Here is a 23,495-nt window from a genome sequence, read left to right as displayed (position 1 = left end):
GGGGGGATTTAATCTGCACAAAACAAAACCCCCGGCCTGGGCCGGGGGTTGTGTGATCACTCGTCGAGGAAGGAGCGCAGATGCTCGCTTCTCGTCGGGTGGCGCAGCTTGCGCAGCGCCTTGGCTTCAATCTGACGGATCCGCTCACGGGTCACGTCGAACTGCTTGCCAACCTCTTCGAGGGTGTGGTCGGTATTCATGTCGATACCGAAACGCATGCGCAGTACCTTGGCTTCACGGGCAGTGAGGCCGGACAGCACTTCGCGAGTCGCTTCCTTGAGGCTCTCAACGGTTGCAACATCGATTGGCGACTGCATGGTCGAGTCTTCGATGAAGTCACCCAGATGGGAGTCTTCGTCATCACCGATCGGGGTTTCCATGGAGATCGGCTCTTTTGCGATCTTCAATACCTTGCGGATCTTGTCCTCAGGCATTTCCATGCGTTCGCCCAGCTCTTCCGGGGTTGGTTCGCGACCCATTTCCTGCAACATCTGGCGGGAAATGCGGTTGAGCTTGTTGATCGTCTCGATCATGTGCACCGGAATACGGATGGTGCGGGCCTGGTCGGCGATCGAGCGAGTGATCGCCTGACGGATCCACCAGGTGGCATAAGTCGAGAATTTGTAGCCGCGACGGTATTCGAACTTGTCTACCGCTTTCATCAAGCCAATGTTGCCTTCCTGGATCAGATCGAGGAATTGCAGGCCACGGTTGGTGTACTTCTTGGCGATCGAGATCACCAGACGCAAGTTGGCTTCAACCATCTCTTTCTTCGCGCGGCGGGCCTTGGCCTCACCGATCGACATGCGACGGTTGATGTCCTTGATTTCGGCGATGGTCAAACCGGTTTCGGTTTCCAGCGCGGTCAGCTTCTGTTGGCAACGGATGATGTCCGGCTGCAGGCGGCCAATGGCTTCAGCGTATTTGCCTTTGCCTTTGGCCAGGGCATCGCTCCAGCTTTCGTCGACTTCGTTGCCCGGGAACTGGCGCAGGAAGTCTGCACGCGGCATGCGCGCATCACGAACGCAGAGCTGCATGATTGCGCGCTCTTGCTGACGCAGGCGATCCAGGGCGCTGCGAACACGCTCGACCAGGGCTTCGAATTGCTTCGGCACCAGTTTGATCGGCATGAACAGGTCGGCCAGGGCCAGCAACTCGGCAATCGCTGCCTTGTTGTGACGACCGTGCTTTTTCAGCGCCTTGCGGGTGATTTCCATCTGATCGGCCACGGCGCCAAAACGCTGGGCGGCGATGATCGGATCCGGACCGCTTTCGGCTTCTTCCTCGTCATCCGAGGCTTCACCGTCTTCGTCGTCGGAATCGTCATCCGCCTTGACGGCTTTCGCGTCAATCGGCGGCGGCACTTCTGCCGCAGGCGGCGCAATGCCGTCGTCCGGGTCGATATAACCGCTCAGGACGTCGGACAGGCGACCACCTTCGGTGGTGACGCGGGTGTACTCGGAGAGAATATGATCAACCGTGCCAGGGAAGTGCGCGATAGCGCTCATCACTTCACGGATGCCCTCTTCAATACGCTTGGCGATTTCAATTTCGCCTTCACGCGTGAGGAGCTCCACCGTACCCATTTCGCGCATGTACATGCGCACCGGGTCAGTAGTGCGACCAATGTCGGTCTCGACCGCAGCCAACGCTGCAGCGGCCTCTTCGGCTGCGGCTTCGTCGGTATCGGCGTCGGCCAGCATAAGGGAATCCTTATCTGGCGCAACCTCGAATACGTTGATCCCCATGTCATTGATCATGCGGATGATGTCTTCCACCTGTTCCGGATCTGAAATATCCTCCGGCAGGTGGTCGTTGACCTCCGCGTAAGTCAGGTAGCCCTGCTCACGACCAAGTGTGATCAACTCTTTGATACGAGACTGCTGTTGCGCTTTTCCGGACATAACACCCTATCCACTGAAGGTCTTGGCGGGCAAAAAACAAGCCGAGGATTATACCTGAGCTATGACCTCACGCGCCAGTTGAGGTCGGGTTTGATGCGGAAACATTGCGACTCAAGAGGTCGCGCAGTTGGTTTTTCTCTTCGCTGGTCAATTCACTTTGACGTGCTTTTCGAAGAAGTTGTTCCAGATTTCGCTCGCGTTGGCGGGCTGACAAGCTAGTAATGGTGTCGAAAAACTGTTGTTCAAGGTTGTCTCCATCAATCAGCCACTCCTTTTCCGCCAGGGCTTTGAGCAAGCGGCCTTGTTCTGTGCCGTGCCAGCGCGCAATCAGCTGAATTGAGTTTAGCTTGGGATTCTTCTGCACGGCTTCGAGTAGCGCCACCAGCAATTGCGTGTTGGTGTGGTCCTCGGCGGCGAAGTGCCCGGCATCCTCGACTTTTTCCGCCAGTTGCGGGTGATGCAGCAACGTGCGCAAGGCGGCGAGGGTTGGCGGTTCTACGGCGGCGGGCACCCGTGGCGCGCGGGGCTGATCACGATCACCGCCCCGTTTGCCATTCTTGTCCCACGGTTTCTTGTCCCATTTCTTGCCTCCTGCACCGGGCTTCTTAGGCGTCCATTCCTGCTGCGGCACATACATTTCCTGTGCCTGCGGCTGATGATAGTCGCTGTAATCGGGCATTGCGTCGTAATCGATGCCCGGGTCGTAGGCCGGCGGTGCTTCTTGCGGAGCGCTTTGTGCCAGTTGGCTCACCGCTTCGCCGCTCAGGCCGGTGATTTCGCTCAGGCGCTGACGCATCAAGGTGCGCAGGTTGGCGCCCGGGACCTTGTCGATCAGCGGCGCGGCGAGGGTGGCCATGTGGGCCTTGCCCTCAAGCGAGCGCGGGTCGGCTTCTTCTGTCAGTTGCTGGAAGAAGTAATCGGCCAGCGGCTGCGCGTGCTGGTTGATGCGTGCGCGAAAGGCGTCGGTGCCTTCGGAGCGGACCAGGGTATCCGGGTCTTCGCCCTCGGGCAGGAACAGAAAGCGTGCACGACGACCGTCCTGCAAGCTCGAAAGTGTCGCCTCCAGTGCCCGCCATGCGGCATTGCGACCGGCCTGGTCGCCGTCGAAGCAGAACAATACGCTGGGCACGACGCGAAACAGCCGCTTGAGGTGTTCCTCGCTGGTGGCGGTGCCCAGGGTCGCGACGGCATTGCGCAGGCCTTGCTGGGCCAGGGCAATGACGTCCATGTAGCCCTCGACGACGATGATTTCGTCGAGGTTGCGGTTGGTCTTGCGCGCTTCGTACAGGCCGTAGAGTTCCTGGCCTTTATGGAAGACCGGGGTTTCCGGGGAGTTCAGGTACTTCGGCTTGTCGTCGCCCAATACCCGGCCGCCAAAGGCGATGACGCGCCCGCGACTGTCGCGGATCGGGAACATGACGCGGTCGCGGAAGCGGTCGTAGCGTTTGCCGCTTTCGGCGTTTTCGATCAGCAGGCCGGCATCGATCATGGCTTTTTGTTGCAGGGTATCGCTGCTCAAGTGCTTGAACAGGTTATCCCAGCCAGGCGGGGCAAAGCCGAGGCCGAAGTCCCGGGCGATTTCGCCGGTCAGCCCGCGACCTTTCAGGTAATCCACGGCGGCCTTGCGCGATGGATGGCTTTTCAGGGCCTGGCGATAAAAGTCGGCAGCGGCGCTGAGTAGCGGATACAGCGGCGAATCGGTCGGCTGTCGCGGTTTGTGCGGCCGGCCGCTTTCTTCGCGGGGGATTTCCATGCCGGCGGCTTTGGCCAGTTCTTCGACGGCCTGGACGAAATCCAGGTTGTCGTGGTCCATGATGAAGCCGAGGGCGTTGCCGCCAGCGCCGCAGCCGAAGCAGTAATAGAACTGCTTGTCGGGGCTGACGCTGAACGACGGAGTCTTTTCCTTGTGGAACGGGCAGCAGGCGGTGTGATTCTTGCCGGCTTTTTTCAGTTGCAGGCGCGAGCTGACCACATCGACGATGTCGGTGCGGTTCAGAAGGTCGTCAATGAAGCTCTGGGGAATTAGCCCGGCCATGGCGTTCTCGTCATCTGCGCTGAAAGGAGTCCGAAGCGTGCGGCGATCGAACGCGGTCATTGTTTGAGGCGCGCAAAGTGTGCGGCTCGACCAGTGTCGTCTGCGTAATCGCTGTCGGGAAGTGTATCTGCCGAAAATCCACTGACGTTAATGCCAATCAGTATTCGACTGTTTGAATGTGTTGCGCTGAATCCGCTGCGGCCAATCACAGGCCTCGGATAGCTCATCATCTGGCACGCAAGCAGGTGCCTTGGGCTGATCGTCGTGAGAGGAATCAGTGGGTGTGCTCGTCAGTAGCCTTGAAAGGCTCGTCAGAAAAGACGTGCACCGCTGGCAAAAGAGCCAGGTCTGACGCGGTGAAGCAGGTTTGTCTCGGTCGCGTCTGCGGCTTTGACAGTGAAGCATCAAGCGTTTTACGCAAATGCCATAAGCCCGGCTGAGGGCCGGGCTTGGCAGAAGCTTGCTACGATCGTCTGTGTATTAGTACAGACGAACGGCGCGGCGCTGTTCGCGCTGAACTTTCTTGGCGTGACGCTTAACAGCGGCTGCTGCTTTGCGCTTACGCTCAGAAGTTGGCTTCTCGTAAAATTCGCGGCTACGAACTTCAGCCAGTACACCGGCTTTTTCGCAGGAGCGCTTGAAACGACGCAGAGCTACGTCGAAGGGTTCGTTCTCTTTTACTTTGACGGCTGGCATCCAGAGCTACCTTCATTCATTACCGGGGTCAACATCCTCGCGGCAAAAGAGCACTTGAAGACGTCGGTTTTTAAGGGTTGCGGATGTTAACCCCTCAACGCTCGGAATGCAAAGCCTCTGATCGAAAACCGCTGGTCGGGGCATCACGCGACGACTATTATGCGCGCCTTCGAATTCAGCCTAAACAAGGCGCAAACCCATGCTAGTACTGGGATTAGAAACCTCCTGCGACGAAACTGGTGTCGCATTATATGACAGTGAACGCGGCCTGCTGGCCGATGCGTTGTTCAGTCAGATCGATCTGCACCGCGCCTATGGCGGCGTAGTGCCGGAGCTGGCTTCGCGCGATCACGTCAAACGCATGCTGCCCTTGATCCGTCAGGTGTTGGCCGAGGCCGACTGCGTGCCGACGGAGATCGATGCGATCGCCTACACGGCGGGTCCTGGCCTGGTGGGCGCGTTGCTGGTAGGGGCTTCCTGTGCCCAGGCGCTGGCCTTTGCCTGGGGTATTCCGGCCCTCGGCGTGCATCACATGGAAGGCCACTTGCTGGCACCGATGCTGGAGCCGCAACCGCCGGAATTCCCGTTCGTCGCTTTGTTGGTGTCGGGTGGCCATACGCAACTGGTTCAGGTCGACGGAATCGGTCAGTACACGCTCCTGGGCGAGACCCTGGACGACGCTGCCGGCGAAGCCTTCGACAAGACGGCCAAGATGATGGGCCTCAATTATCCGGGCGGACCGGAGATCGCTCGCCTTGCGGAGCAGGGCGTTGCAGGGCGTTTCGTCTTCCCGCGTCCGATGTGCGACCGCCCGGGTCTGGATTTCAGCTTCAGTGGCCTGAAAACCTTTGCGTTGAACACCTGGCAGCAGTGCGTCAGCGCCGGGGACGACGGCGAGCAAGCCCGTTGCGACATCGCGCTGGCGTTCCAGCAGGCCGTGGTGGAGACTTTGACCATCAAGTGCAAGCGCGCCCTTAAGGCCGCCGGCATGAAGCGCCTGGTGATTGCAGGGGGCGTCAGTGCCAACAAGGCGTTGCGCACTTCTCTGGAGAAAATGCTCGGCGATATGAAGGGCGATGTGTTCTATGCCCGCCCGCAGTTCTGCACCGACAACGGCGCAATGATCGCCTTTGCCGGCTGCCAGCGCTTGCAGGCCGGTCAGCAGGAAAGCCTGGCGATCAGCGTGCAGGCACGTTGGCCGATGGAGCAACTGTCGGCGTTGGGATGAGCGGCGCTCATGCCCGGCAACTAGAAATGCCGTTCGCGCCCGGCAAACAGGTCGCGTAGATTGCCGCGATGACGCCAGACGATCAGTCCGGTGAGCGCGCTCATGGGCAGCAGGGCGGCCGGTTCCTGCCAGGCCAGCAACGGCAGGGTCAGCGGCGTGGCGATCAGGGCGGCCAGGGAGCTGGTGCGGGTCAGGTAGAACGTCAAGAGCCAGGCGCAGACCGCCAGGAGGGCTGCGGGCGGGTACAGTCCCAGCAGCATGCCGGCAGCGGTGGCGACACCTTTGCCGCCGCGAAAGCGGAAGTACAGCGGAAACAGGTGGCCGATGACGGCATAGACGCCGATCCAGGCCTGTTCCTGCTGCGAAAGGCCCGCAAGACGCGCAATCAGTACTGGCAGCAGGCCTTTGCAAAGGTCGCCGAGCAGGGTCAGGATGGCGAGTTTCTTGCCGGCCAGGCGCAACATGTTGGTGGCGCCGGCATTGCCCGAGCCACTCATTCGCGGATCGGGGTTACCGGTCAGGCGGCTGAGCAAAATGGCGAAGGACAGAGAGCCGAGCAGGTAGGCGAGGATCGCCAATAACCAAAACATGCTAACTATTCCGGGCGAGGAAGCCCTGATTCTAACGGCGCATTGCGCCCTTGTCGTGTAGCGGAGAGAAGTGCTTGGACAGAGTGTTTATCAAGGGCCTGGAAGTCGACACGGTAATTGGTGCCTACGACTGGGAGCGAGGCATCCGTCAGTGCTTGCGTCTTGATCTGAGCTTCGCCTGGGATAATCGCCCGGCCGCGGCCGGAGATGACCTGACCCTGGCGCTCGACTATGCCAGTGTTTCCTCGCGCATCCAGGCATTTGCCGAGCAAGCGCAATTCCAGCTGGTCGAGACCTTTGCCGAGCGGCTTGTTGAAGTGTTGATGAGCGAATTCAAGATCACCTGGATGCGCTTGAAGCTGACCAAGCCCGGCGCCATCCCGGCTGCCACCGGCGGTGTGGGCGTGGAGATCGAGCGCGGATGTCGCTGACTCAGGTATACCTCGGGCTCGGTAGCAATATCGAGCGTGAAACCCATTTGCGGGCGGGACTCGATGCATTGGCGGCGTTCCTTGTCGATATCCGCTGTTCGGCGGTGTTCGAAAGCCAGCCGGTGGGTATCAAGAGCGGGCCGTTCTTCAATTTCGTGGTGTCGGCATATACCGATCTGCCGCTCATGGAACTGGATCGCCGGTTGAAGTTCATCGAGGCCGATAATGGCCGATATGCCCCGGATCGCCGAGGTTTGCCACTGGATATCGACGTGTTGTTGTTCGGTGATCTGGTAGGCAACTTCGATGGCTTGATGTTGCCGCGGGCAGAAATTCTGAAAAATGCTTTTGTTCTGTGGCCATTGTCGTTGATGGCGCCGGATCGTGTGCACCCGGGCGCAGGAAAGAGTTTCGCCACGTTGTGGGCAGAATCGCAGATCGATCAGGTGCTGGCGCCAGTGGCTTTCGAATGGCGCGGTGAGCAACTGACACCCCCGAATTTGTTGTGACCTGACTGGCGTCTTCGCGAGCAGGCTCGCTCTCACAGGGTTCAGCGCAACACTTGTGGGAGCGAACCTGCTCACGATTCTTTCAAGCTGACGCCGCTTCCTTGTAGGCCTTCAGCGCTTTTAGCCGCTCGCGCTTGATCGCCTCTCCCAGCTCCGGCCCCTTGAAGCCTTTCTCCAGCAACGGCTGAACTGCCACGCTGCGAGCAGCGGTCGCCGCGCCGCGCAAATAATCCGCCTGTGGATAACTTCTTTCTTCCAGCCCTTTGCGCCCACGCGCATCCATCTCGCATGCTGCGATGAACTCCTCGAACCGCTGTGGCCGGCGGTAAACGTCGAAGCTTTGCAGCAATTCCAGCAATGTCGAAGGCTTCAGCTCAAGGGCGCGATGCCCGTGGGTGTGATACTCCCCCACCAGCAGTGCCAGTTCCTGGCAGTCTCTGGGCGCCTTGAAGCGTTCATTGACCGCCTTGATCAGCTTCAGCCCCTTGAACTCGTGGGCGATGTGTTGCGGCCATTCTTCCTCCGGCGTCAGGCCCTTGCCCAGGTCGTGCAGCAGGCAGGCCCAGCGCACGGTCAGTGATTGCTTGTGCATGGCGGCTTGCTGCAGAACGCTCAGGGTATGTACGCCTGTATCGATTTCCGGGTGGTGGGCGGGTGGTTGCGGTACGCCAAACAGCGCGTCGACCTCTGGCATCAGCACCTTGAGGGCGTCGCATGCGCGCAAAACCTCAATAAACACCTGTGGCTGATCTTCCATCAGGGCGCGGGAAATTTCCTTCCAGCTGCGCTCCGGGGTCAGCGCCTCAAGCTCGCCTGACGCGCTGAGTTGGCGCATCAGTTCCAGGGTTTCCGGGGCGACTGTAAAGCCCAGCGCCGCATAACGCGCCGCAAAGCGGGCAACACGCAAGACCCGGAGCGGATCTTCGGCAAATGCCGGGGAAACATGGCGCAGCAGGCGCGCTTCGAGATCGCGCTGGCCGTGGTACGGGTCGGTCAGGTTCTGCTGATCGTCTTCGGCCATGGCGTTAATGGTCAGGTCGCGACGGATCAGGTCTTCTTCGAGGGTGACTTCAGGGCTGGCGTGAAAAGTGAATCCGCCGTAGCCGCGTCCGCTTTTGCGCTCGGTGCGGGCGAGGGCGTATTCCTCGCCGCTTTTGGGATGAAGAAACACCGGGAAATCCGCACCTACCGGGCGGAAACCCTTGGCGAGCATTTCTTCGGTAGTGGCGCCGACCACGACCCAGTCGATGTCGGTGACCGGTTTGCCCAGCAAGCGATCGCGTACCGCGCCGCCGACTTTATAGATCCGCATAAAAAACCTCCGTTAGCTCGACAGGATAACCGTTGCGTCGGGCTTTCGGAGGCCGAAACCGTATCAAAGATGAATGACAGCCAGGTCCAGGCGGCCGTAATCGCCTTCGCTGTGCTCGCTTCTGGGCGGAACGTGATGGGTTTTCATCACCTGGTCTCCTTGCAGGGTCTCCAGGTGAATGTCGAAGCCCCACAGGCGGTGCAGATGCTTGAGCACTTCCTCGGTGGACTCTCCCAGCGGTTTGCGGTCGTGTTGCTGGTGGCGCAGGGTCAGGGAGCGGTCACCACGCCGGTCGATGCTGTAGATCTGCACGTTGGGTTCGCGATTGCCCAGGTTGTACTGCGCCGCCAGGGTTTCACGGATGATGCGGTAGCCGCCTTCGTCGTGAATGGCGGGCACCAGCAGGTCGTCCTTCTGGTCGTCATCGAGAATGCTGAACAGCTTCAGGTCGCGGATCACCTTGGGTGACAGGTACTGCAGGATGAAGCTCTCATCCTTGAAGCTGCTCATGGCGAACTTGATGGCCGCCAACCAGTCGGTGCCGGCAATGTCCGGGAACCAGCGGCGATCTTCTTCTGTCGGGTGTTCGCACATGCGACGGATGTCGCGGTACATGGCAAAACCCAGGGCGTACGGATTGATACCGCTGTAGTAGGGGCTATCGAAGCCCGGCTGGAACACCACGCTGGTGTGGGACGTCAGGAACTCCATCATGAAGCCGTCGGTGACCAGGCCTTCGTCGTACAGGTCGTTCATCAGGGTGTAGTGCCAGAATGTGGCCCAGCCCTCGTTCATCACCTGGGTTTGACGCTGTGGATAAAAATACTGGGCGATCTTGCGCACGATACGCACGATTTCCCGCTGCCATGGTTCCAGTAGTGGCGCATGTTTCTCGATGAAGTACAGGATGTTTTCCTGAGGTTCGGCAGGGAAGCGCGCGTTGTCCTTGTCGCTGAACTTGTCCGCACCCTTGGGAATGGTTCGCCACAGATCGTTGATCTGTTTCTGCAAATGCTCCTCCCGGTCCTTTTGCCGGCGGCGCTCTTCTTCCGCGGAGATCGGATAGGGGCGTTTGTAGCGGTCGACACCATAGTTCATCAGCGCATGGCAGGAGTCGAGCAAGTCCTCGACCGCGTCGATACCGTGGCGCTCCTCGCATTGCATGATGTACTGCTTGGCAAACACCAGGTAATCGATGATCGAGCTGGCGTCGGTCCAGGTGCGGAACAGGTAGTTGCCTTTGAAAAAGCTGTTGTGCCCGTAGCAGGCGTGGGCCACCACCAGCGCCTGCATGCAAATGGTGTTTTCTTCCATCAGGTAGGCGATGCACGGGTCGGAGTTGATCACGATCTCGTAGGCCAGGCCCATCTGGCCGCGGGTGTAGGATTTTTCTGTGCTTAGGAAATGTTTGCCATAGGACCAATGGTGATAACCCAGTGGCATACCGACGGAGGCGTAGGCGTCCATCATCTGTTCGGCAGTGATCACTTCGATCTGGTTAGGGTATGTATCGAGGGCGTAGCCGGCCGCAATACGACTGATTTCTCGGTCATACGCCTGGATCAGCTCGAACGTCCATTCGGAGCCGGTGGAAATGGGTTGGCGCTTCTGCTCTTTGGCGGTCATGTCACTAACCTGCGCTGGAAGAGTTCACGGAAGACCGGATAGATATCACCGGCCGAGACCAGTTGCTGCTGGGCAAACGTGTCGGAAAAGGCTTCGGCTATGCGCTCGTATTCGAACCACAGGGCCTGGTGTTCGCGAGGGGTGATCTCAACGTAAGTGTAGTACTGCACGAATGGCATGATCTGGTTGATCAGGATGTCGCGGCAGATTGGAGAGTCGTCGTTCCAGTTGTCGCCGTCGGAGGCCTGGGCGGCGTAGATGTTCCACTCGTTGCTCGGATAACGCTCGGCCATGATCTCCTGCATCAGTTTCAAGGCGCTGGAGACAATGGTGCCGCCGGTTTCCCGGGAGTAGAAAAACTCCTCTTCGTCCACTTCACGGGCGCTGGTGTGATGGCGGATAAACACCACATCGATTTTTTCGTAGTTACGCTTGAGGAACAGGTACAGCAGGATAAAAAAGCGCTTGGCGATGTCCTTGGTCGCCTGGGTCATCGAGCCGGACACGTCCATCAGGCAGAACATCACAGCCTTGGAGCTGGGGTTCGGTTGCTTGATGAGCAGGTTGTACTTGAGGTCGAAGGTGTCGAGAAACGGCACGCGGTGAATGCGCGCGCTGAGTTTTTCGATTTCGGCTTCTATTTCCTGAATATCGCCGAAGTTGTCTGGTTCTTCCTGCTTGAGTCGCAGAAGTTCTTCCTTGGCTTCGCGCAGTTTTGCCCGGCTGCTGCCGGACAGGGCGATTCGCCGGGCGTGGGCTGAACGCAAGGTGCGAATGATGTTGATCCGCGACGGGTTGCCCTCGTTGCTGATCCCGGCACGTACGGTCTTGAAGGTATCGGTGCCGGTCAGGTTGCGCTTGACCAGGTTTGGCAGTTCGAGATCCTCGAACATGAACTCGAGGAACTCTTCCTGGGTGATCTGGAAGACGAATTCGTCCATCCCTTCACCGGAGTTGCCGGCCTTGCCAGGGCCCCGACCACCGCCGCCTCCCGGTGGGCGGGCGATATGTTCGCCGCTGGTGAACTCCTTGTTGCCCGGGTGCACGACCGTCTGCTTGCCACCGCGACCGTGGTGAAGCACCGGTTCGTCAATGTCGCGGCCGGGAATGCTGATTTGTTCGCCGTGTTCCATGTCGGTAATGGAGCGCCGGCTGACCGCCTCTTCGACAGCCTTTTTGATGTGATCACGGTAGCGCCGCAGAAACCGCTGGCGGTTTACCGTGCTCTTGTTCTTGCCATTGAGACGTCGGTCGATCACATAGCTCATGACTGCTCCTTAGAAGCTGTCCTGAAAGGGGCGAGCGGTGATACAGCATCGAACCGAGAAGCCGAGGGAAAATTGAACGCTCCCCCAAGCGCCTTGGATGCTGCCTGAACTCGCTACCGACTTTCGAACACCTTCCAGAGGCCTGTGTATCAGAAAAAGCGCACACAGGTCTCTGGCTGACGACAACCGGTCTGACCGGCAGCGGGTTATTGTGATTTTCTGACCCGCAAGTACCACTCGGACAGCAGTCGTACCTGTTTGTCGGTGTAGCCCCGCTCGACCATCCTTGTGACGAAGTCGTTGTGTTTTTGCTGATCCTCCTTGCTGGCCTTGGCGTTGAAGCTGATGACCGGGAGCAGGTCCTCGGTGTTGGAGAACATTTTTTTCTCGATGACCACGCGCAGTTTTTCGTAGCTGAGCCAGGTCGGGTTCTTGCCATTGTTGTTGGCCCGGGCACGCAGGACGAAGTTGACGATTTCGTTACGGAAATCCTTCGGATTGCTGATGCCGGCCGGTTTTTCGATTTTCTCCAGTTCTTCGTTCAAGGCTACGCGGTTGAGGATCTCGCCGGTTTCCGGATCGCGGTATTCCTGGTCCTGGATCCAGAAGTCGGCGTACAGCACATAACGATCGAAGATGTTCTGGCCGTACTCGCTGTAGGACTCGAGATAGGCGGTCTGGATCTCCTTGCCGATGAATTCGATATAGCGCGGCGCCAGGTACTCCTTGAGGAAGCGCAGGTAGCGTTCGCGGGTTTCCGCCTGGAACTGTTCCTGTTCGATCTGTTGTTCCAGTACGTAGAGCAGATGTACCGGGTTGGCGGCGATTTCGTGTGGATCGAAGTTGAACACCTTCGACAGGATCTTGAAGGCGAACCGGGTCGATAGACCGTTCATGCCTTCGTCGACACCGGCATTGTCGCGGTATTCCTGGATCGACTTGGCTTTCGGATCGGTATCCTTGAGGTTCTCGCCGTCGTACACGCGCATCTTCGAGTAGATATTGGAGTTTTCCGGCTCCTTGAGGCGCGAGAGCACGGTGAACTGGGCCAGCATCTTCAGGGTGTCGGGCGCGCAATGGGCCTTGGCCAGCGAGCTGTTGAACAAGAGCTTGTCATAGATCTTCACTTCGTCGCTGACCCGCAGGCAGTACGGCACTTTGACGATGTAGATCCGGTCGATGAAAGCTTCGTTGTTCTTGTTGTTACGGAAGGTATGCCATTCCGATTCGTTGGAGTGGGCCAGCAGGATCCCGGTAAACGGAATCGCCCCCAGACCTTCGGTACTGTTGTAGTTGCCTTCCTGAGTAGCGGTCAGCAGTGGGTGCAGCACCTTGATCGGCGCCTTGAACATTTCGACGAATTCCATCAGGCCCTGGTTGGACCGGCACAGTGCGCCCGAATAGCTGTAGGCGTCGGCGTCGTTTTGCGGGAATTCCTCCAGTTTGCGGATATCGACCTTGCCCACCAGCGCCGAGATGTCCTGGTTGTTTTCGTCACCTGGTTCGGTCTTGGCCACGGCGATCTGGTTGAGGATCGACGGGTAGAGTTTCACCACGCGGAACTGACTGATGTCACCGCCGAACTCGGCCAGGCGCTTGGTTGCCCACGGCGACATGATGGTGTTGAGGTAGCGCCGTGGAATGCCAAAGTCTTCCTCGAGGATCGCTCCATCTTCAGTGGAGTTGAACAGACCCAGGGGCGACTCGAAAACCGGCGAGCCCTTGATCGCATAGAAGGGCACTTTTTCCATCAGTTGCTTGAGCTTTTCGGCCAGGGACGATTTACCGCCACCGACTGGGCCGAGCAGGTAGAGGATCTGCTTCTTCTCTTCCAGGCCCTGAGCGGCATGGCGGAAATACGACACGATCTGGTCGATGCATTCTTCCATCCCGTGGAAGTCTTCAAAGGCCGGATAGCGGCGGATCACCTTGTTGGAGAAGATGCGCGACAGTCTCGAGTTGGTCGAGGTGTCGAGCAGTTCCGGTTCACCGATGGCCAGCAGCAGACGCTCGGCAGCGGAAACGTAGGCGCTGCGGTCTTTTTTGCACAGCTCAAGATACTCTTGCAGAGAGAGTTCTTCCTGGCGTGTGGACTCGAAGCGTTGTTGGAAGTGGCTAAAGATACTCATGACGTCACCTCGCTCGATACGTGGAGCCGACGCCGGATCACTCAGTCGATGCTGGCAGCAACCGAACAGGCGATTGCTGTTTACCCCCCAGAACTCTCCCGGAGCTGACGACTCCGAAAGCTACTCCCGATGACCCGTGCGCCGGTGTACCGGCTCTCCCCTGTTTTGGATGGCCTGGGCTTAAGGATAGTTGGGAATTCGGGAGGTAAAGGCGAGATACGTAATTTGTTGTGGCAGACCGTTCGTCTGCCACCGCGCCAGCCCGCGGGAGCCGGGGCCTGCAAGGTTACAAAAAAATTATTCGGCGGTGCCTTGCGCGGTTTCCGCAGGGTAGGTCGTGCGCCACAACTCGAATCCGCCATCCATGCTGTAGACGTCGGAGAAGCCCTGGCTGATCAGGTAGGCGGCCGCGCCCTGGCTGGAATTGCCGTGGTAGCAGACCACCACGGTCGGTGCATCGAGGTCGGCACCCTGGATGAAAGCGTGCAGGGAATGATTGTCCAGATGCTTCGAGCCTGCGATGTGCAGGGCGGCAAAAGTGGCCGGGTCGCGGACGTCGACCACCACTGCGCCTTGTTCGCGCAGGGCCTGGGCCTGTTCCGGGGGGATACGTTTGAATTCGCTCATGGCGGGCTCCTGTGGCTCGGCAGAATGGGCAGTCTAGCGCGGGGCGCTGGCTGGCGATGATTGGGGAATGGATAAGGCGACTGGCGGCACGGCATGGCCGTGTTCGTCGCATTTGCAGGACAGACGCTCAAGGCTGTCGACGTTCATCAGGGTCAGGGCGCCGCCCCAGACGCAACCGGTGTCGAGGGCCGAGATACCCGGCTCGTCGCACTTGCCTTCCAGTGCGGCCCAGTGACCGAAGAGGATTTTCACATCCCTGGTCTTGCGTTCCTTGTGCTGGAACCAGGGCTTGTAGCCAGGTGGTGCAGTACCGAGGCCTTCCTTGCTCTTGAGGTCGAGTTTGCCTTCGGCGGTGCAAAAACGCATGCGGGTGAAGTAGTTGGTGATTACCCGCAGGCGCGTGACGCCTTTGAGGTCGTTGTCCCATTTCGCCGGATCGTTGCCGTACATGCCATCGAGGTAGGGCGGCAACAGGTTGTCGTCGCGCAGGGCGGTCTCGACTTCGGCGGCGCACTTCAAGGCCTTGCGCAGCGACCACTGGGGGGGAATGCCGGCATGGACCAGTGCAACGTTGCGTTGTTCGTCGTAATGCATGAGCTTTTGCTGGCGCAGCCATTCAAGCAGCTCGGCGCTATCCGGCGCTTCGATGATCTCGCGCAGGGTATCGGCCTTCTTCAGGCGTTCGATGTTGCGTCCGGCCGCCAGCAGGTGCAGGTCGTGGTTGCCGAGCACGCACACCAGCGATTCGCGGATGCTATAGAGGAAACGCAGGGTTTCCAGAGACTGCGGGCCGCGGTTGACCAGGTCGCCCACCAGCCACAGGCGGTCCTGTTGCGGATCGAACGCCACTTGTTTGAGCAGGCATTGCAGGGCCTCAAGGCAGCCTTGCAGGTCACCGACCGCGTACGTTGCCATCAGTGCAGGGCTCCGGGCACCGCCAGGCGGAAGGGCGCGATGATGGCATCGAAATGTTTGCCGTCGTCGGAAAGCATCTGATAGGTGCCTTGCATGGTGCCGACCTTGGTGGTCATGACCGTGCCGCTGCTGTAGGTGTGGCTCTTGCCGGGGTCGATCAGCGGTTGCTGGCCTACCACGCCTGCGCCGCGCACTTCTTCGACATGCCCGTCACCGTCGGTGATGACCCAGTGCCGTGAAAGCAGTTTGGCCGGTATCAGGCCATTGTTTTGCACGGTGATGGTGTAGGCGAAGGCAAAGCGGTCGTGCTCGGGTTGCGATTGTTCTGCCAGATAGCGGGTGACGACGCTGACGTCGACCTGATAACGAGGATCGGACATGCAAGGGGCCTTAAAAACGAAGCGGGACGCGGGGCGTAGCTGATGGAGTTCAGTCTAGGCCAAGTATCGGGTAGTAGACCAGAGTGGCGTCCTACCCGATAGCGCTCTTCGCCTGTCAGTCGGCGGCGGGCTGTTGTGCTGCCTGCTCGCTGAGCTTGTCGGCCAGGCGCACGAAGGCGGCCAGGTCGAGTTGCTCGGGACGCAGGCTGCCATCGACGCCGGCGGCTTCGATTTCGGCATTGCTCAGCAGCAGCTTGAGGGTGTTGCGCAGGGTTTTGCGGCGCTGGTTGAACGCTTCGCGCACGACGCGCTCCAGCAGGCGGTGATCCTTGGCCGGGTGCGGCAGTACCGCGTGGGGCACCAGGCGCACGATGGCCGAGTCGACTTTCGGCGGCGGGTTGAACGCGCCCGGGCCGACGTTGAACAGGTGCTCGACCCGGCAGTGGTACTGAACCATGATCGACAGGCGGCCCCAGTCACCACCACCCGGGCCCGCAGCCAGGCGCTCGACCACTTCCTTTTGCAGCATGAAATGCATGTCGCGGATCAGGTGCGAGTTGTGCAGGAGGTGAAAAATCAGCGGCGTGGAGATGTTGTACGGCAGGTTGCCGACCACTCGCAGGCTGCCTGGCGCGGCATTCAGGCTGTTGAAGTCGAACTTCAGTGCGTCGCCCTGATGCAGGTTGAAGTTGCTCTTGCCGGCAAACTGCTGGTTGAGGATCGGGATCAGGTCCTTGTCCAGTTCCACCACGTCGAGCTGCGCGCCGCTGCTGAGCAGGCCTTGGGTCAGTGCACCCTGGCCCGGGCCGATTTCCAGCAGGCGGTCTTCTGCCTTGGCATGAATGGAACGCAGGATGCGGTCGATAACGCCGGCATCGTGCAGGAAGTTCTGGCCAAAACGCTTGCGCGCCTTGTGTTGGTATTGCTCGGTCATAAACGGGTCTCGGCCATCTGGTAGGCGGTTTCCAGGGCGACTTGCAGGCTGCCGGTGTCGATCTTGCCGCTGCCGGCCAGGTCCAGGGCAGTGCCGTGGTCGACCGAAGTGCGGATGATCGGCAAGCCGAGGGTCACGTTGACTGCCGCGCCGAAGCCTTTGTATTTCAGCACCGGCAGGCCCTGGTCGTGGTACATCGCCAGCACTGCATCGCAGTGCTCCAGATATTTGGGGGTAAACAGAGTGTCGGCGGGCAGGGGACCTCGAAGGTCCATGCCCTCGCCGCGCAAGCGCTCTAATGTGGGTTCGATGATATCGATTTCTTCATGGCCCAGGTGTCCGCCTTCGCCGGCGTGGGGGTTGAGCCCACAGACCAGGATGCGTGGCCGGGCGATGCCGAACTTGTTTTGCAGGTCGGCGTGCAGGATACGCGTGACGCGCTCCAGACGCTCTGGCGTGATTGCATCGGCAATCTCGCGAAGGGGCAGGTGAGTGGTCACCAGGGCTACGCGCAAGCCGCGTGTGGCCAGCATCATCACCACTTGCGCGGTGTGGGTCAGGTCGGCAAGGAATTCCGTATGCCCGGAAAAGGCGATACCGGATTCGTTGATCACGCCTTTGTGCACCGGCGCGGTGATCATGCCGGCAAAATCCCCGTTCAGGCAGCCTTGGCCTGCCCGGGTCAGGGTTTCCAGAACGAAGGCAGCATTGGCCTTGTCCAGTTGCCCGGCGACGACCTTGGCATTGAGCGGTGTATCCCAGACATACAGGCTGTTGGCTGGCGCAGGAGCATCGGGCCAGTTGTCCGGTGTGACCGGCAACAGGTTGACGGCCACGCCCAGTTGCGCGGCCCGCTCAATGAGCAGGTCGCGGCTGGTAATGGCAATCAGGGGGTGGGGCTGGGCTTGCGAGGCGAGCAGCAGGCACAGGTCGGGACCTATGCCGGCTGGTTCGCCGGGTGTCAGCGCGAAACGTTGCGGTTTCACTGCGCTGCCTGGTCGGCGCCAGGGAGTTTGATTTCCACGTACGCTTCGTCACGGATCTGACGCAGCCAGGTTTGCAGCTCTTCGTCGTATTTGCGGTTACGCAGTACGGTCATTGCTTGCTGCTCGCGAGCCTGTGAGGTGCTGTCGGTGGCGCGACGACCAAGAACTTCCAGGACGTGCCAGCCGTATTGAGTCTGGAACGGCCTGGACAGTTGACCTTGCGGGGTCTTGGCCATCACTGCGCGGAACTCGGGCACCAGCGCGTTCGGGTCGATCCAGTTCAGGTCGCCGCCGTTGAGGGCGGAACCCGGGTCTTCCGAATACTTCTTCGCCAGTTCAGCGAAGTCTTCGCCGGCTTCAATGCGGCTATACAGCGACTGGGCCAGCTCCTTGGTCTTGGCTTCGTCGCGGACCGGACTTGGCTTGACCAGGATGTGACGCACATGCACTTCATCGCGCATCTGGGTTTCGCCGCCACGCTTGCCGAGAATCTTCAGGATGATGAAGCCGCCCGGCGTGCGCATTGGCTGGGTGACGTCACCCACCGGCAGGGTGCTCAGCAGGCGATCGAACGGTGGCGGCAATTGAGCGGCTTTACGCCAGCCCATGTCACCACCTTCCAGAGCGGTTTCGCTGGCGGACTTGGCGATTGCCAACTGACCGAAGTCAGCGCCTTGCTTGAGCTGCTGGTAGATCGCATCGGCCTGTTTGGCTGCGTTCTGAATCGCGTCGGAGTTGGCGCTTTCCGGCGTAGGAATCAGGATGTTGGCCAAGTGGAACTCTTCGGACAGCTGCATTTTGCCCAGGTCGGAGGCCAGGAAGTTCTTCACTTCCTGCTCGGAGACCTGAATGCGCTCGGCAACCCGGCGCTGGCGTACACGGCTGATGACCATTTCGCGGCGAATCTGCTCGCGTGCGTCGTCATAAGACAGGCCGTCGCGAGTCAGGGCGGCGCGGAACTGCTCGACCGACATGTTGTTGCGCTGGGCAATGGTGCCGACCGCCTGGTTCAACTCTTCGTCGGTAATGCGGATGCCGGAGCGATCGCCGATCTGCAATTGCAGGTTTTCGACGATCAGGCGCTCAAGTACCTGCTGCTCCAGCACGCTGGCTGGCGGCACGGCAGAACCACGCTTGGCAATGGTTTGCTGAACTTCATGAACGCGTTGGTCCAGTTGGCTCTGCATGACCACGTCGTTGTCGACGATGGCCACCACTTTATCGATGGACTGCACGGCGGCACTGGCCGCCGTACTCAGGAACAGCGCGCCCAGCATCAGCGGGCGCAGACAATCAGAAAGCTTGGTCTTCACGTTCACGGTAACCTTGAATGCCTTTGTCGAGGAAACTCTCTGCTTTGGAGCCGGTGAGGCCGCCGAGTCCCTTCAGAACAATTTGGAGGAAGACGCCATGGTCGCCTTTTTCGTTCTGCGCAACGTCTTGACTGAACTCGTCATAGTTGACCCAGTAACGGTTGATCAGGCGCAGTTTCCAGCAGCAACTGTCGTACTCGAAGCCACCGAAGGCTTCAAGGGTGCGGTCGCGGTTGTAGTCATACTGCCAGCGGCTGATGGCGCTCCATTGCGGCACGATCGGCCAGATCACCGAGAAGTCGTGCTGTTCGATCTTGTAGTAGTCCTTCACGAAGCCAGGCTGGCCTTCAACACCCAGGTTTCCGCCGCCCACGGTCCATTGACCGGTGTTCTGGTCGTAACGGACCTGGTCATTACGATAGCGATAACCGGCGTTGATGACCTTGTTCGGGTTGTCTTCAGGCTGGTAGTGGAACATCGCGCTGCCCGAGCGTGGGCTGCGGCTGTCCGGGTCCCAGTTGTAGTCGGCCGTGGTGCGCCAATCGCGGTTCCAGCGGTATTCGTATTCCAGGGCGTAAGGCGAAACGTTGGCCTGCGTATCCTGGCGGGTTTTCGGATCGATGCCTGGCAACTGAACTTCGCGGTCCTTGAAGTACAAGGCCTGGCCGACACTGATGCGTTGACGCTCGAAACCGTTGTCTTCGATCCAGCGGCTGGTCACGCCCAGCGACAGTTTGTTCTCGTCGCCGACACGGTCGGAGCCGGAGAAACGGTTGTCACGGAACAGCGACGCATAGTTGAAGGTGTATTCGCTGGTGTCGAATACCGGGATATCTTCCTGGTCGACTTCAGGCACGTACAGGTAGAACAGGCGCGGTTCGAGGGTCTGGCGGTAGTTCTTGCCGAAATACTGGGTATTGCGATCGAAGTACAGGCCGCTGTCGATGCTGGCGATCGGTACGCCGCGGTTCTGGTTGCTGTCAAATTGACCGTTGAGATTCTCAGTCCCGGTTGCCGCTGCGGCATTATTCTGAGCCACGATCTGATTTTTGCCGGTGCTATCCAGATCCAGTTGGTACTGGGTGTACTGGTACTTGAGCGTTGGTGTCAGGAAACCGTACGACGTGCTCATTGGCAGGCTCATGGCCGGCGCAAGGTTCAGGCGGTCACCCGTGGCGCGTGCCAGACCTTGAACGTTGTTATCAAGGCGGGGACTGCCAACGCCGTCCTCGTCAAAGTACGTTCCGTTTTTCAGGTCCCGGTCAAATCGAACGAGCTCTGTGCTGTACGTGAAATTCAAGCCTTCCGGATGGTACGGCAGCACGCCATCAAGGGTGAGCTGCGGCAGGCGATCGTACGGCGTGATGTTCGAGACGGTCGCCAGCTGGAAGGCCTGGGCGTTGATACGTGCGTTGTAACTGTCGCCACGATAGGTGACGGAGCCTTGCTGGTTCACGAAGTCGTTGCTTTTCACGCCGATCTGGTCGGTCTGCAGATCCTGGAAGTAATACGGATCGCTGATCTTGGTGTAGTCGACTTGCGTGAGTACACGTGAGTCGAGGCCACCCTTGTGCTGCCAGTTGTACATGTAGCGGGTTTTTTCGGCGTCGGACTGCTTGTCGCGTTCGTCGCTTTCGTCGTTGAGGTACGCGGCACCGAACTGGCCTTCGCTGGACTTGGTCAGGTAGCGGAATTCGCCTTCCATCAACAAGCCGTGCTTTTCCATGTAGCGCGGGTACAACGTGGCATCGTAGTTCGGTGCCAGGTTGAAGTAGTACGGGGTGACCAGCATGAAGCCGGTATCGCTGCCGGTGCCGATGCTCGGCGGCAGGAAGCCGGACTGGCGACGGTCGTCGATCGGGAAATAGATGTACGGCGTGTACAGGACCGGAATGTCCCTGACCCGCAGCGTCACGTTGGTCGCCGTACCGAAACCGGTGGCCGGGTTCAAGGTGATGTTGTTGCCCTTGAGCTGCCAGGCGTTGCTGTTCGGTTCGCACGTGGTGTACGTACCATCCTTGAGGCGGATGATCGCGTTCTCGGCACGCTTGGCGTACAGCGCATTACCGCGGATGCGCGATTTGTGCATCACGTATTCGGCGTTGTCGACCTTGGCCTCACCGGTGTCGAGCTGCACGTCGGCGTGGTCGCCGACGATCAGGGCGCCGTTGTCGCGGATGCGCACGTTGCCATTCAGGTCGCCACGGCTCTCGGCCTGGTACAGGTTGGCTTCGTCGGCTTCGACCTGCATGCTGCCCTGGCGCATGACAACGTCGCCGGCCAGGGTCGCAATCTGCTCATCCTGCTTATAGCGGGAGGCTTTTGCGCCGATAAAGGTAGGCGCGTCACTTTTATTCGTCTTGTCATTCATGCCAGGACGAATCGGTTCGATATAGGAACCAGAGCAATAAGGACCGGTTTCGGCCAATTGTGCGGCGGTGAGTTGCTCGCGGGGAACCCAGTCGAGGTGGCTGTAGTCTGCGCTACGCGACTTCAGGCCACGGCCTTTGGATTCGGTGACCAGCACCGGCTTGGCGCCGGTGTCTTCGCTGGAACCGCTCTCGGCCGGTGCTTCACCGGTAGCGGAAACTGCGCTGCCCTCATGGACGGGACGCGGTGGCAATGCCGCCGCCGGCGTCTTTGGCGCACAGTCCCAGGAACCCGAAGCAGAGACTGAGCAGTCAAACTGTTCCGCGGCGACCACGTAGGAAGTGGCAAGAGGTTGCAGCGCCAGCAAACTGCCGGTTACCAACAACGGAAATTTTTTACGAAACGCGGGGGATTTCAATGCCATCTTATTAGTCCGGGCTTCCTGCGTGCCATCTGCCCGCGGTGTGGGCCGCACGCCTCTCGATGGTCTGAAAAAGATGCTGGATAATAAAGCATGACCCGCTTGACGGCTAGCGCCGTCGGAGACCCTTGCAATGCCTGATCAAGATGTACGCTTGCAACACCTGAAAGTTTGGCTCGATGAGCAATTGACGACCCTTTTTGCCGAGCAGAATTGGGGCTCCGTCCCCCCGGCCACGTTGACTGCGGCCAGTAGCGACGCGAGTTTCCGGCGGTATTTCCGTTGGGAAGGCGGTGGTAAAAGTTTCATCGTCATGGACGCGCCGCCCCCCCAGGAAAACTGCAAACCTTTCGTGGATATCGCCTTTTTGCTGGCGAAATCCGGAATAAATGTGCCGAAAATTTATGCCGAAGACCTCGAACGCGGTTTTCTTTTGCTCAATGACCTGGGCAACAAGACCTATCTGGACGTCATCGACAGCGAAAACGCCGACGATTTGTTCGAGGATGCCCTGCAGGCTCTGCTGGCTTTCCAGCAGTTGCCGATGATTGCGCCGCTGCCGAGTTATGACGTCGCATTGCTGCGTCGTGAGCTGGAACTGTTCCCCGAGTGGTACGTGAAGCGCGAATTGGGCATCGAGTTCGATGCGGCCCAGCAAGTACTCTGGCAGCAAGTCAGCGAACTGTTGATCGACAGCGCCCTGGCACAACCCAAAGTCCTGGTGCATCGCGACTACATGCCGCGCAACCTGATGCTCAGCGAGCCCAATCCCGGTGTGCTGGACTTCCAGGATGCGGTGTATGGCCCGGTGACCTACGACGTGACCTGCCTGTTCAAGGACGCCTTCCTCAGCTGGCCTCAGGAGCGAGTGCATGGCTGGCTCGAAAGCTACTGGCAGCAGGCGGGTGCACTCGGTATTCCGGTTCAGCCCGAGTTCGAGGACTTCCTGCGTGCCAGCGACTTGATGGGCGTGCAACGTCACCTGAAAGTCATCGGCATTTTTGCGCGCATCTGTCATCGCGACGGTAAACCGCGTTATCTGGGCGATGTGCCGCGTTTCTTTGCCTATATAGAGGCCGTGATCGCTCGCCGCCCTGAACTGGCCGAGCTGGATGTGCTGCTGGCGAGTCTGCGTGCCGGAGTGACAGCATGAAGGCAATGATTCTGGCCGCGGGCAAAGGCGAGCGCATGCGCCCGCTGACCCTGACCACGCCCAAGCCGCTGGTTCGTGCCGGCGGGGTGCCGCTGATCGAGTATCACCTGCGTGCGCTGGCCGCCGCCGGGTTCACCGATATCGTGATCAATCACGCCTGGCTCGGTCAGCAGATCGAAGACTATCTGGGCGATGGATCGCGCTATGGCGTGAGCATCCGGTACTCGGCGGAAGGTGAGCCCCTGGAGACCGGCGGCGGGATTTTCCGCGCGCTGCCGTTGTTGGGGGATGAAGCGTTTGTCGTGGTCAACGGTGACATCTGGACCGATTACGACTTCAGCGTGCTGCACCAGCCCATCAACGGCCTGGCGCACCTGGTGCTGGCCAGCAACCCGCCCCATCACCCGGCTGGCGACTTCTGCCTGGTCGAAACCCTGGTGCGCGATGGTCAGCCGGAGGCCGCTACCCTGACCTACAGCGGCATCGCCGTGTTGCATCCGCAGCTGTTCGACGGTTGCACCGCGGGGGCCTTCAAGCTCGCACCGCTGCTGCGCAAGGCCATGGCTGACGGTCAAGTGACTGGCGAACAGTTGAAAGGGCACTGGGTCGACGTCGGCACTCACGAGCGACTGGCCGAAGTTGAATCATTGATAGAAGCGAACCGCTGA

At 59.7% G+C, this 23,495-nt stretch carries 20 protein-coding genes; 5 read left to right on the top strand and 15 right to left on the bottom strand.

The genetic code is table 11. From position 1 onward, the window contains the following. Window positions 1-56: 56 nt before the first annotated feature. The 3 genes from rpoD to rpsU all read right to left on the bottom strand — a co-directional run bounded on the left by rpoD (window position 57) and on the right by rpsU (window position 4,635). A complete protein-coding gene (gene rpoD, locus ACLD1X_RS07320) occupies window positions 57-1,904 on the bottom strand; it encodes an RNA polymerase sigma factor RpoD (protein ID WP_413424149.1) in 1,848 nt (615 codons plus the stop codon). 67 nt (window positions 1,905-1,971) lie between these two features. Beyond that, entirely contained in the window at window positions 1,972-3,939 is a 1,968-nt protein-coding gene (gene dnaG, locus ACLD1X_RS07315) for a DNA primase (RefSeq protein ID WP_008017402.1), read from the bottom strand. A gap of 480 nt (window positions 3,940-4,419) precedes the next feature. Then, the gene (gene rpsU / locus ACLD1X_RS07310) at window positions 4,420-4,635 is read right to left on the bottom strand and encodes a 30S ribosomal protein S21 (protein ID WP_002551877.1); all 216 of its coding nucleotides are present in this window, start codon (window positions 4,633-4,635) and stop codon (window positions 4,420-4,422) included. Window positions 4,636-4,834: 199 nt separating this feature from the next. Between rpsU and tsaD the strand changes: the two genes are divergently transcribed. After that, window positions 4,835-5,863: a tRNA (adenosine(37)-N6)-threonylcarbamoyltransferase complex transferase subunit TsaD gene (gene tsaD / locus ACLD1X_RS07305; protein ID WP_429366746.1), complete on the top strand. Its 1,029-nt coding sequence runs from the start codon at window positions 4,835-4,837 to the stop codon at window positions 5,861-5,863. Window positions 5,864-5,883: 20 nt separating this feature from the next. Here the strand turns inward: tsaD and plsY are convergent, their stop codons facing one another. Next, window positions 5,884-6,453 carry a glycerol-3-phosphate 1-O-acyltransferase PlsY gene (plsY, locus tag ACLD1X_RS07300; protein WP_008051600.1) on the bottom strand — a complete coding sequence of 190 codons (570 nt, stop codon included), beginning with the start codon at window positions 6,451-6,453 and terminating at the stop codon, window positions 5,884-5,886. A gap of 74 nt (window positions 6,454-6,527) precedes the next feature. Here plsY and folB point away from each other — a divergent pair, with 74 nt between their 5' ends. Together folB and folK are read left to right on the top strand one after the other, a co-directional pair. Then, window positions 6,528-6,884 (top strand): dihydroneopterin aldolase, encoded by a 357-nt coding sequence (folB, locus tag ACLD1X_RS07295; RefSeq protein WP_429366745.1) that lies wholly within the window; start codon window positions 6,528-6,530, stop codon window positions 6,882-6,884. Continuing rightward, complete coding sequence (gene folK, locus ACLD1X_RS07290; RefSeq protein WP_429366744.1) at window positions 6,875-7,393, top strand: 2-amino-4-hydroxy-6-hydroxymethyldihydropteridine diphosphokinase; 519 nt, start codon at window positions 6,875-6,877, stop codon at window positions 7,391-7,393. Before folB ends, folK begins: the two co-directional genes overlap by 10 nt. Before the next feature lie 82 nt (window positions 7,394-7,475). Here the strand turns inward: folK and ACLD1X_RS07285 are convergent, their stop codons facing one another. The 11 genes from ACLD1X_RS07285 to ACLD1X_RS07235 all read right to left on the bottom strand — a co-directional run bounded on the left by ACLD1X_RS07285 (window position 7,476) and on the right by ACLD1X_RS07235 (window position 21,677). Beyond that, on the bottom strand, window positions 7,476-8,705 hold the full coding sequence (locus ACLD1X_RS07285) for a multifunctional CCA addition/repair protein (RefSeq protein WP_429366743.1): 1,230 nt from the start codon (window positions 8,703-8,705) through the stop codon (window positions 7,476-7,478). 63 nt (window positions 8,706-8,768) lie between these two features. Beyond that, window positions 8,769-10,331, bottom strand: a complete 1,563-nt coding sequence (locus ACLD1X_RS07280; RefSeq protein ID WP_429366742.1) for a SpoVR family protein — start codon at window positions 10,329-10,331, stop codon at window positions 8,769-8,771. Beyond that, entirely contained in the window at window positions 10,328-11,599 is a 1,272-nt protein-coding gene (locus ACLD1X_RS07275; RefSeq protein ID WP_008051610.1) for a YeaH/YhbH family protein, read from the bottom strand. The genes ACLD1X_RS07280 and ACLD1X_RS07275 overlap by 4 nt, the downstream gene beginning before the upstream one ends. A gap of 206 nt (window positions 11,600-11,805) precedes the next feature. After that, on the bottom strand, window positions 11,806-13,728 hold the full coding sequence (locus ACLD1X_RS07270) for a PrkA family serine protein kinase (protein ID WP_008051612.1): 1,923 nt from the start codon (window positions 13,726-13,728) through the stop codon (window positions 11,806-11,808). Between the two features lie 297 nt (window positions 13,729-14,025). Then, window positions 14,026-14,355, bottom strand: coding sequence for a thiosulfate sulfurtransferase GlpE (gene glpE, locus ACLD1X_RS07265; RefSeq protein WP_104450002.1), 330 nt, complete (start codon window positions 14,353-14,355; stop codon window positions 14,026-14,028). Window positions 14,356-14,388: 33 nt separating this feature from the next. After that, window positions 14,389-15,270: a symmetrical bis(5'-nucleosyl)-tetraphosphatase gene (locus tag ACLD1X_RS07260; RefSeq protein WP_429366741.1), complete on the bottom strand. Its 882-nt coding sequence runs from the start codon at window positions 15,268-15,270 to the stop codon at window positions 14,389-14,391. Beyond that, on the bottom strand, window positions 15,270-15,650 hold the full coding sequence (gene apaG, locus ACLD1X_RS07255) for a Co2+/Mg2+ efflux protein ApaG (protein WP_322615073.1): 381 nt from the start codon (window positions 15,648-15,650) through the stop codon (window positions 15,270-15,272). The genes ACLD1X_RS07260 and apaG overlap by 1 nt, the downstream gene beginning before the upstream one ends. 115 nt (window positions 15,651-15,765) lie before the next feature. Then, complete coding sequence (gene rsmA, locus ACLD1X_RS07250; RefSeq protein WP_429366740.1) at window positions 15,766-16,584, bottom strand: 16S rRNA (adenine(1518)-N(6)/adenine(1519)-N(6))-dimethyltransferase RsmA; 819 nt, start codon at window positions 16,582-16,584, stop codon at window positions 15,766-15,768. Next, window positions 16,581-17,570, bottom strand: coding sequence for a 4-hydroxythreonine-4-phosphate dehydrogenase PdxA (pdxA, locus tag ACLD1X_RS07245; protein ID WP_429366739.1), 990 nt, complete (start codon window positions 17,568-17,570; stop codon window positions 16,581-16,583). The genes rsmA and pdxA overlap by 4 nt, the downstream gene beginning before the upstream one ends. Next, window positions 17,567-18,883: a peptidylprolyl isomerase SurA gene (gene surA / locus ACLD1X_RS07240; RefSeq protein WP_429366738.1), complete on the bottom strand. Its 1,317-nt coding sequence runs from the start codon at window positions 18,881-18,883 to the stop codon at window positions 17,567-17,569. The genes pdxA and surA overlap by 4 nt, the downstream gene beginning before the upstream one ends. Further along, window positions 18,864-21,677 (bottom strand): LPS-assembly protein LptD, encoded by a 2,814-nt coding sequence (locus tag ACLD1X_RS07235; RefSeq protein ID WP_429366737.1) that lies wholly within the window; start codon window positions 21,675-21,677, stop codon window positions 18,864-18,866. The genes surA and ACLD1X_RS07235 overlap by 20 nt, the downstream gene beginning before the upstream one ends. Window positions 21,678-21,807: 130 nt before the next feature. Between ACLD1X_RS07235 and ACLD1X_RS07230 the strand changes: the two genes are divergently transcribed. Further along, on the top strand, window positions 21,808-22,827 hold the full coding sequence (locus tag ACLD1X_RS07230; RefSeq protein ID WP_429366736.1) for an aminoglycoside phosphotransferase family protein: 1,020 nt from the start codon (window positions 21,808-21,810) through the stop codon (window positions 22,825-22,827). Then, entirely contained in the window at window positions 22,824-23,495 is a 672-nt protein-coding gene (gene murU / locus ACLD1X_RS07225; protein WP_429366735.1) for an N-acetylmuramate alpha-1-phosphate uridylyltransferase MurU, read from the top strand. The genes ACLD1X_RS07230 and murU overlap by 4 nt, the downstream gene beginning before the upstream one ends.

The sequence above is a fragment of the Pseudomonas sp. 18173 genome (assembly GCF_050432945.1).
Taxonomy (GTDB): domain Bacteria; phylum Pseudomonadota; class Gammaproteobacteria; order Pseudomonadales; family Pseudomonadaceae; genus Aquipseudomonas.
The sequence above is the reverse complement of the archived record's forward strand: the minus strand, read 5'-3'. Positions and strand labels throughout refer to the sequence as shown.

Coding starts and splice junctions, on each gene's coding strand:
- ACLD1X_RS07275 (WP_008051610.1), bottom strand. CDS start 11,599: ATGAGCTATGTGATCGACCGACGTCTCAATGGCAAGAACAAGAGCACG.
- ACLD1X_RS07285 (WP_429366743.1), bottom strand. CDS start 8,705: ATGCGGATCTATAAAGTCGGCGGCGCGGTACGCGATCGCTTGCTGGGC.
- ACLD1X_RS07270 (WP_008051612.1), bottom strand. CDS start 13,728: ATGAGTATCTTTAGCCACTTCCAACAACGCTTCGAGTCCACACGCCAG.
- ACLD1X_RS07260 (WP_429366741.1), bottom strand. CDS start 15,270: ATGGCAACGTACGCGGTCGGTGACCTGCAAGGCTGCCTTGAGGCCCTG.
- ACLD1X_RS07230 (WP_429366736.1), top strand. CDS start 21,808: ATGCCTGATCAAGATGTACGCTTGCAACACCTGAAAGTTTGGCTCGAT.
- tsaD (WP_429366746.1), top strand. CDS start 4,835: ATGCTAGTACTGGGATTAGAAACCTCCTGCGACGAAACTGGTGTCGCA.
- murU (WP_429366735.1), top strand. CDS start 22,824: ATGAAGGCAATGATTCTGGCCGCGGGCAAAGGCGAGCGCATGCGCCCG.
- dnaG (WP_008017402.1), bottom strand. CDS start 3,939: ATGGCCGGGCTAATTCCCCAGAGCTTCATTGACGACCTTCTGAACCGC.
- glpE (WP_104450002.1), bottom strand. CDS start 14,355: ATGAGCGAATTCAAACGTATCCCCCCGGAACAGGCCCAGGCCCTGCGC.
- ACLD1X_RS07235 (WP_429366737.1), bottom strand. CDS start 21,677: ATGGCATTGAAATCCCCCGCGTTTCGTAAAAAATTTCCGTTGTTGGTA.
- rpsU (WP_002551877.1), bottom strand. CDS start 4,635: ATGCCAGCCGTCAAAGTAAAAGAGAACGAACCCTTCGACGTAGCTCTG.
- rpoD (WP_413424149.1), bottom strand. CDS start 1,904: ATGTCCGGAAAAGCGCAACAGCAGTCTCGTATCAAAGAGTTGATCACA.
- rsmA (WP_429366740.1), bottom strand. CDS start 16,584: ATGACCGAGCAATACCAACACAAGGCGCGCAAGCGTTTTGGCCAGAAC.
- apaG (WP_322615073.1), bottom strand. CDS start 15,650: ATGTCCGATCCTCGTTATCAGGTCGACGTCAGCGTCGTCACCCGCTAT.
- plsY (WP_008051600.1), bottom strand. CDS start 6,453: ATGTTTTGGTTATTGGCGATCCTCGCCTACCTGCTCGGCTCTCTGTCC.
- ACLD1X_RS07280 (WP_429366742.1), bottom strand. CDS start 10,331: ATGACCGCCAAAGAGCAGAAGCGCCAACCCATTTCCACCGGCTCCGAA.
- folK (WP_429366744.1), top strand. CDS start 6,875: ATGTCGCTGACTCAGGTATACCTCGGGCTCGGTAGCAATATCGAGCGT.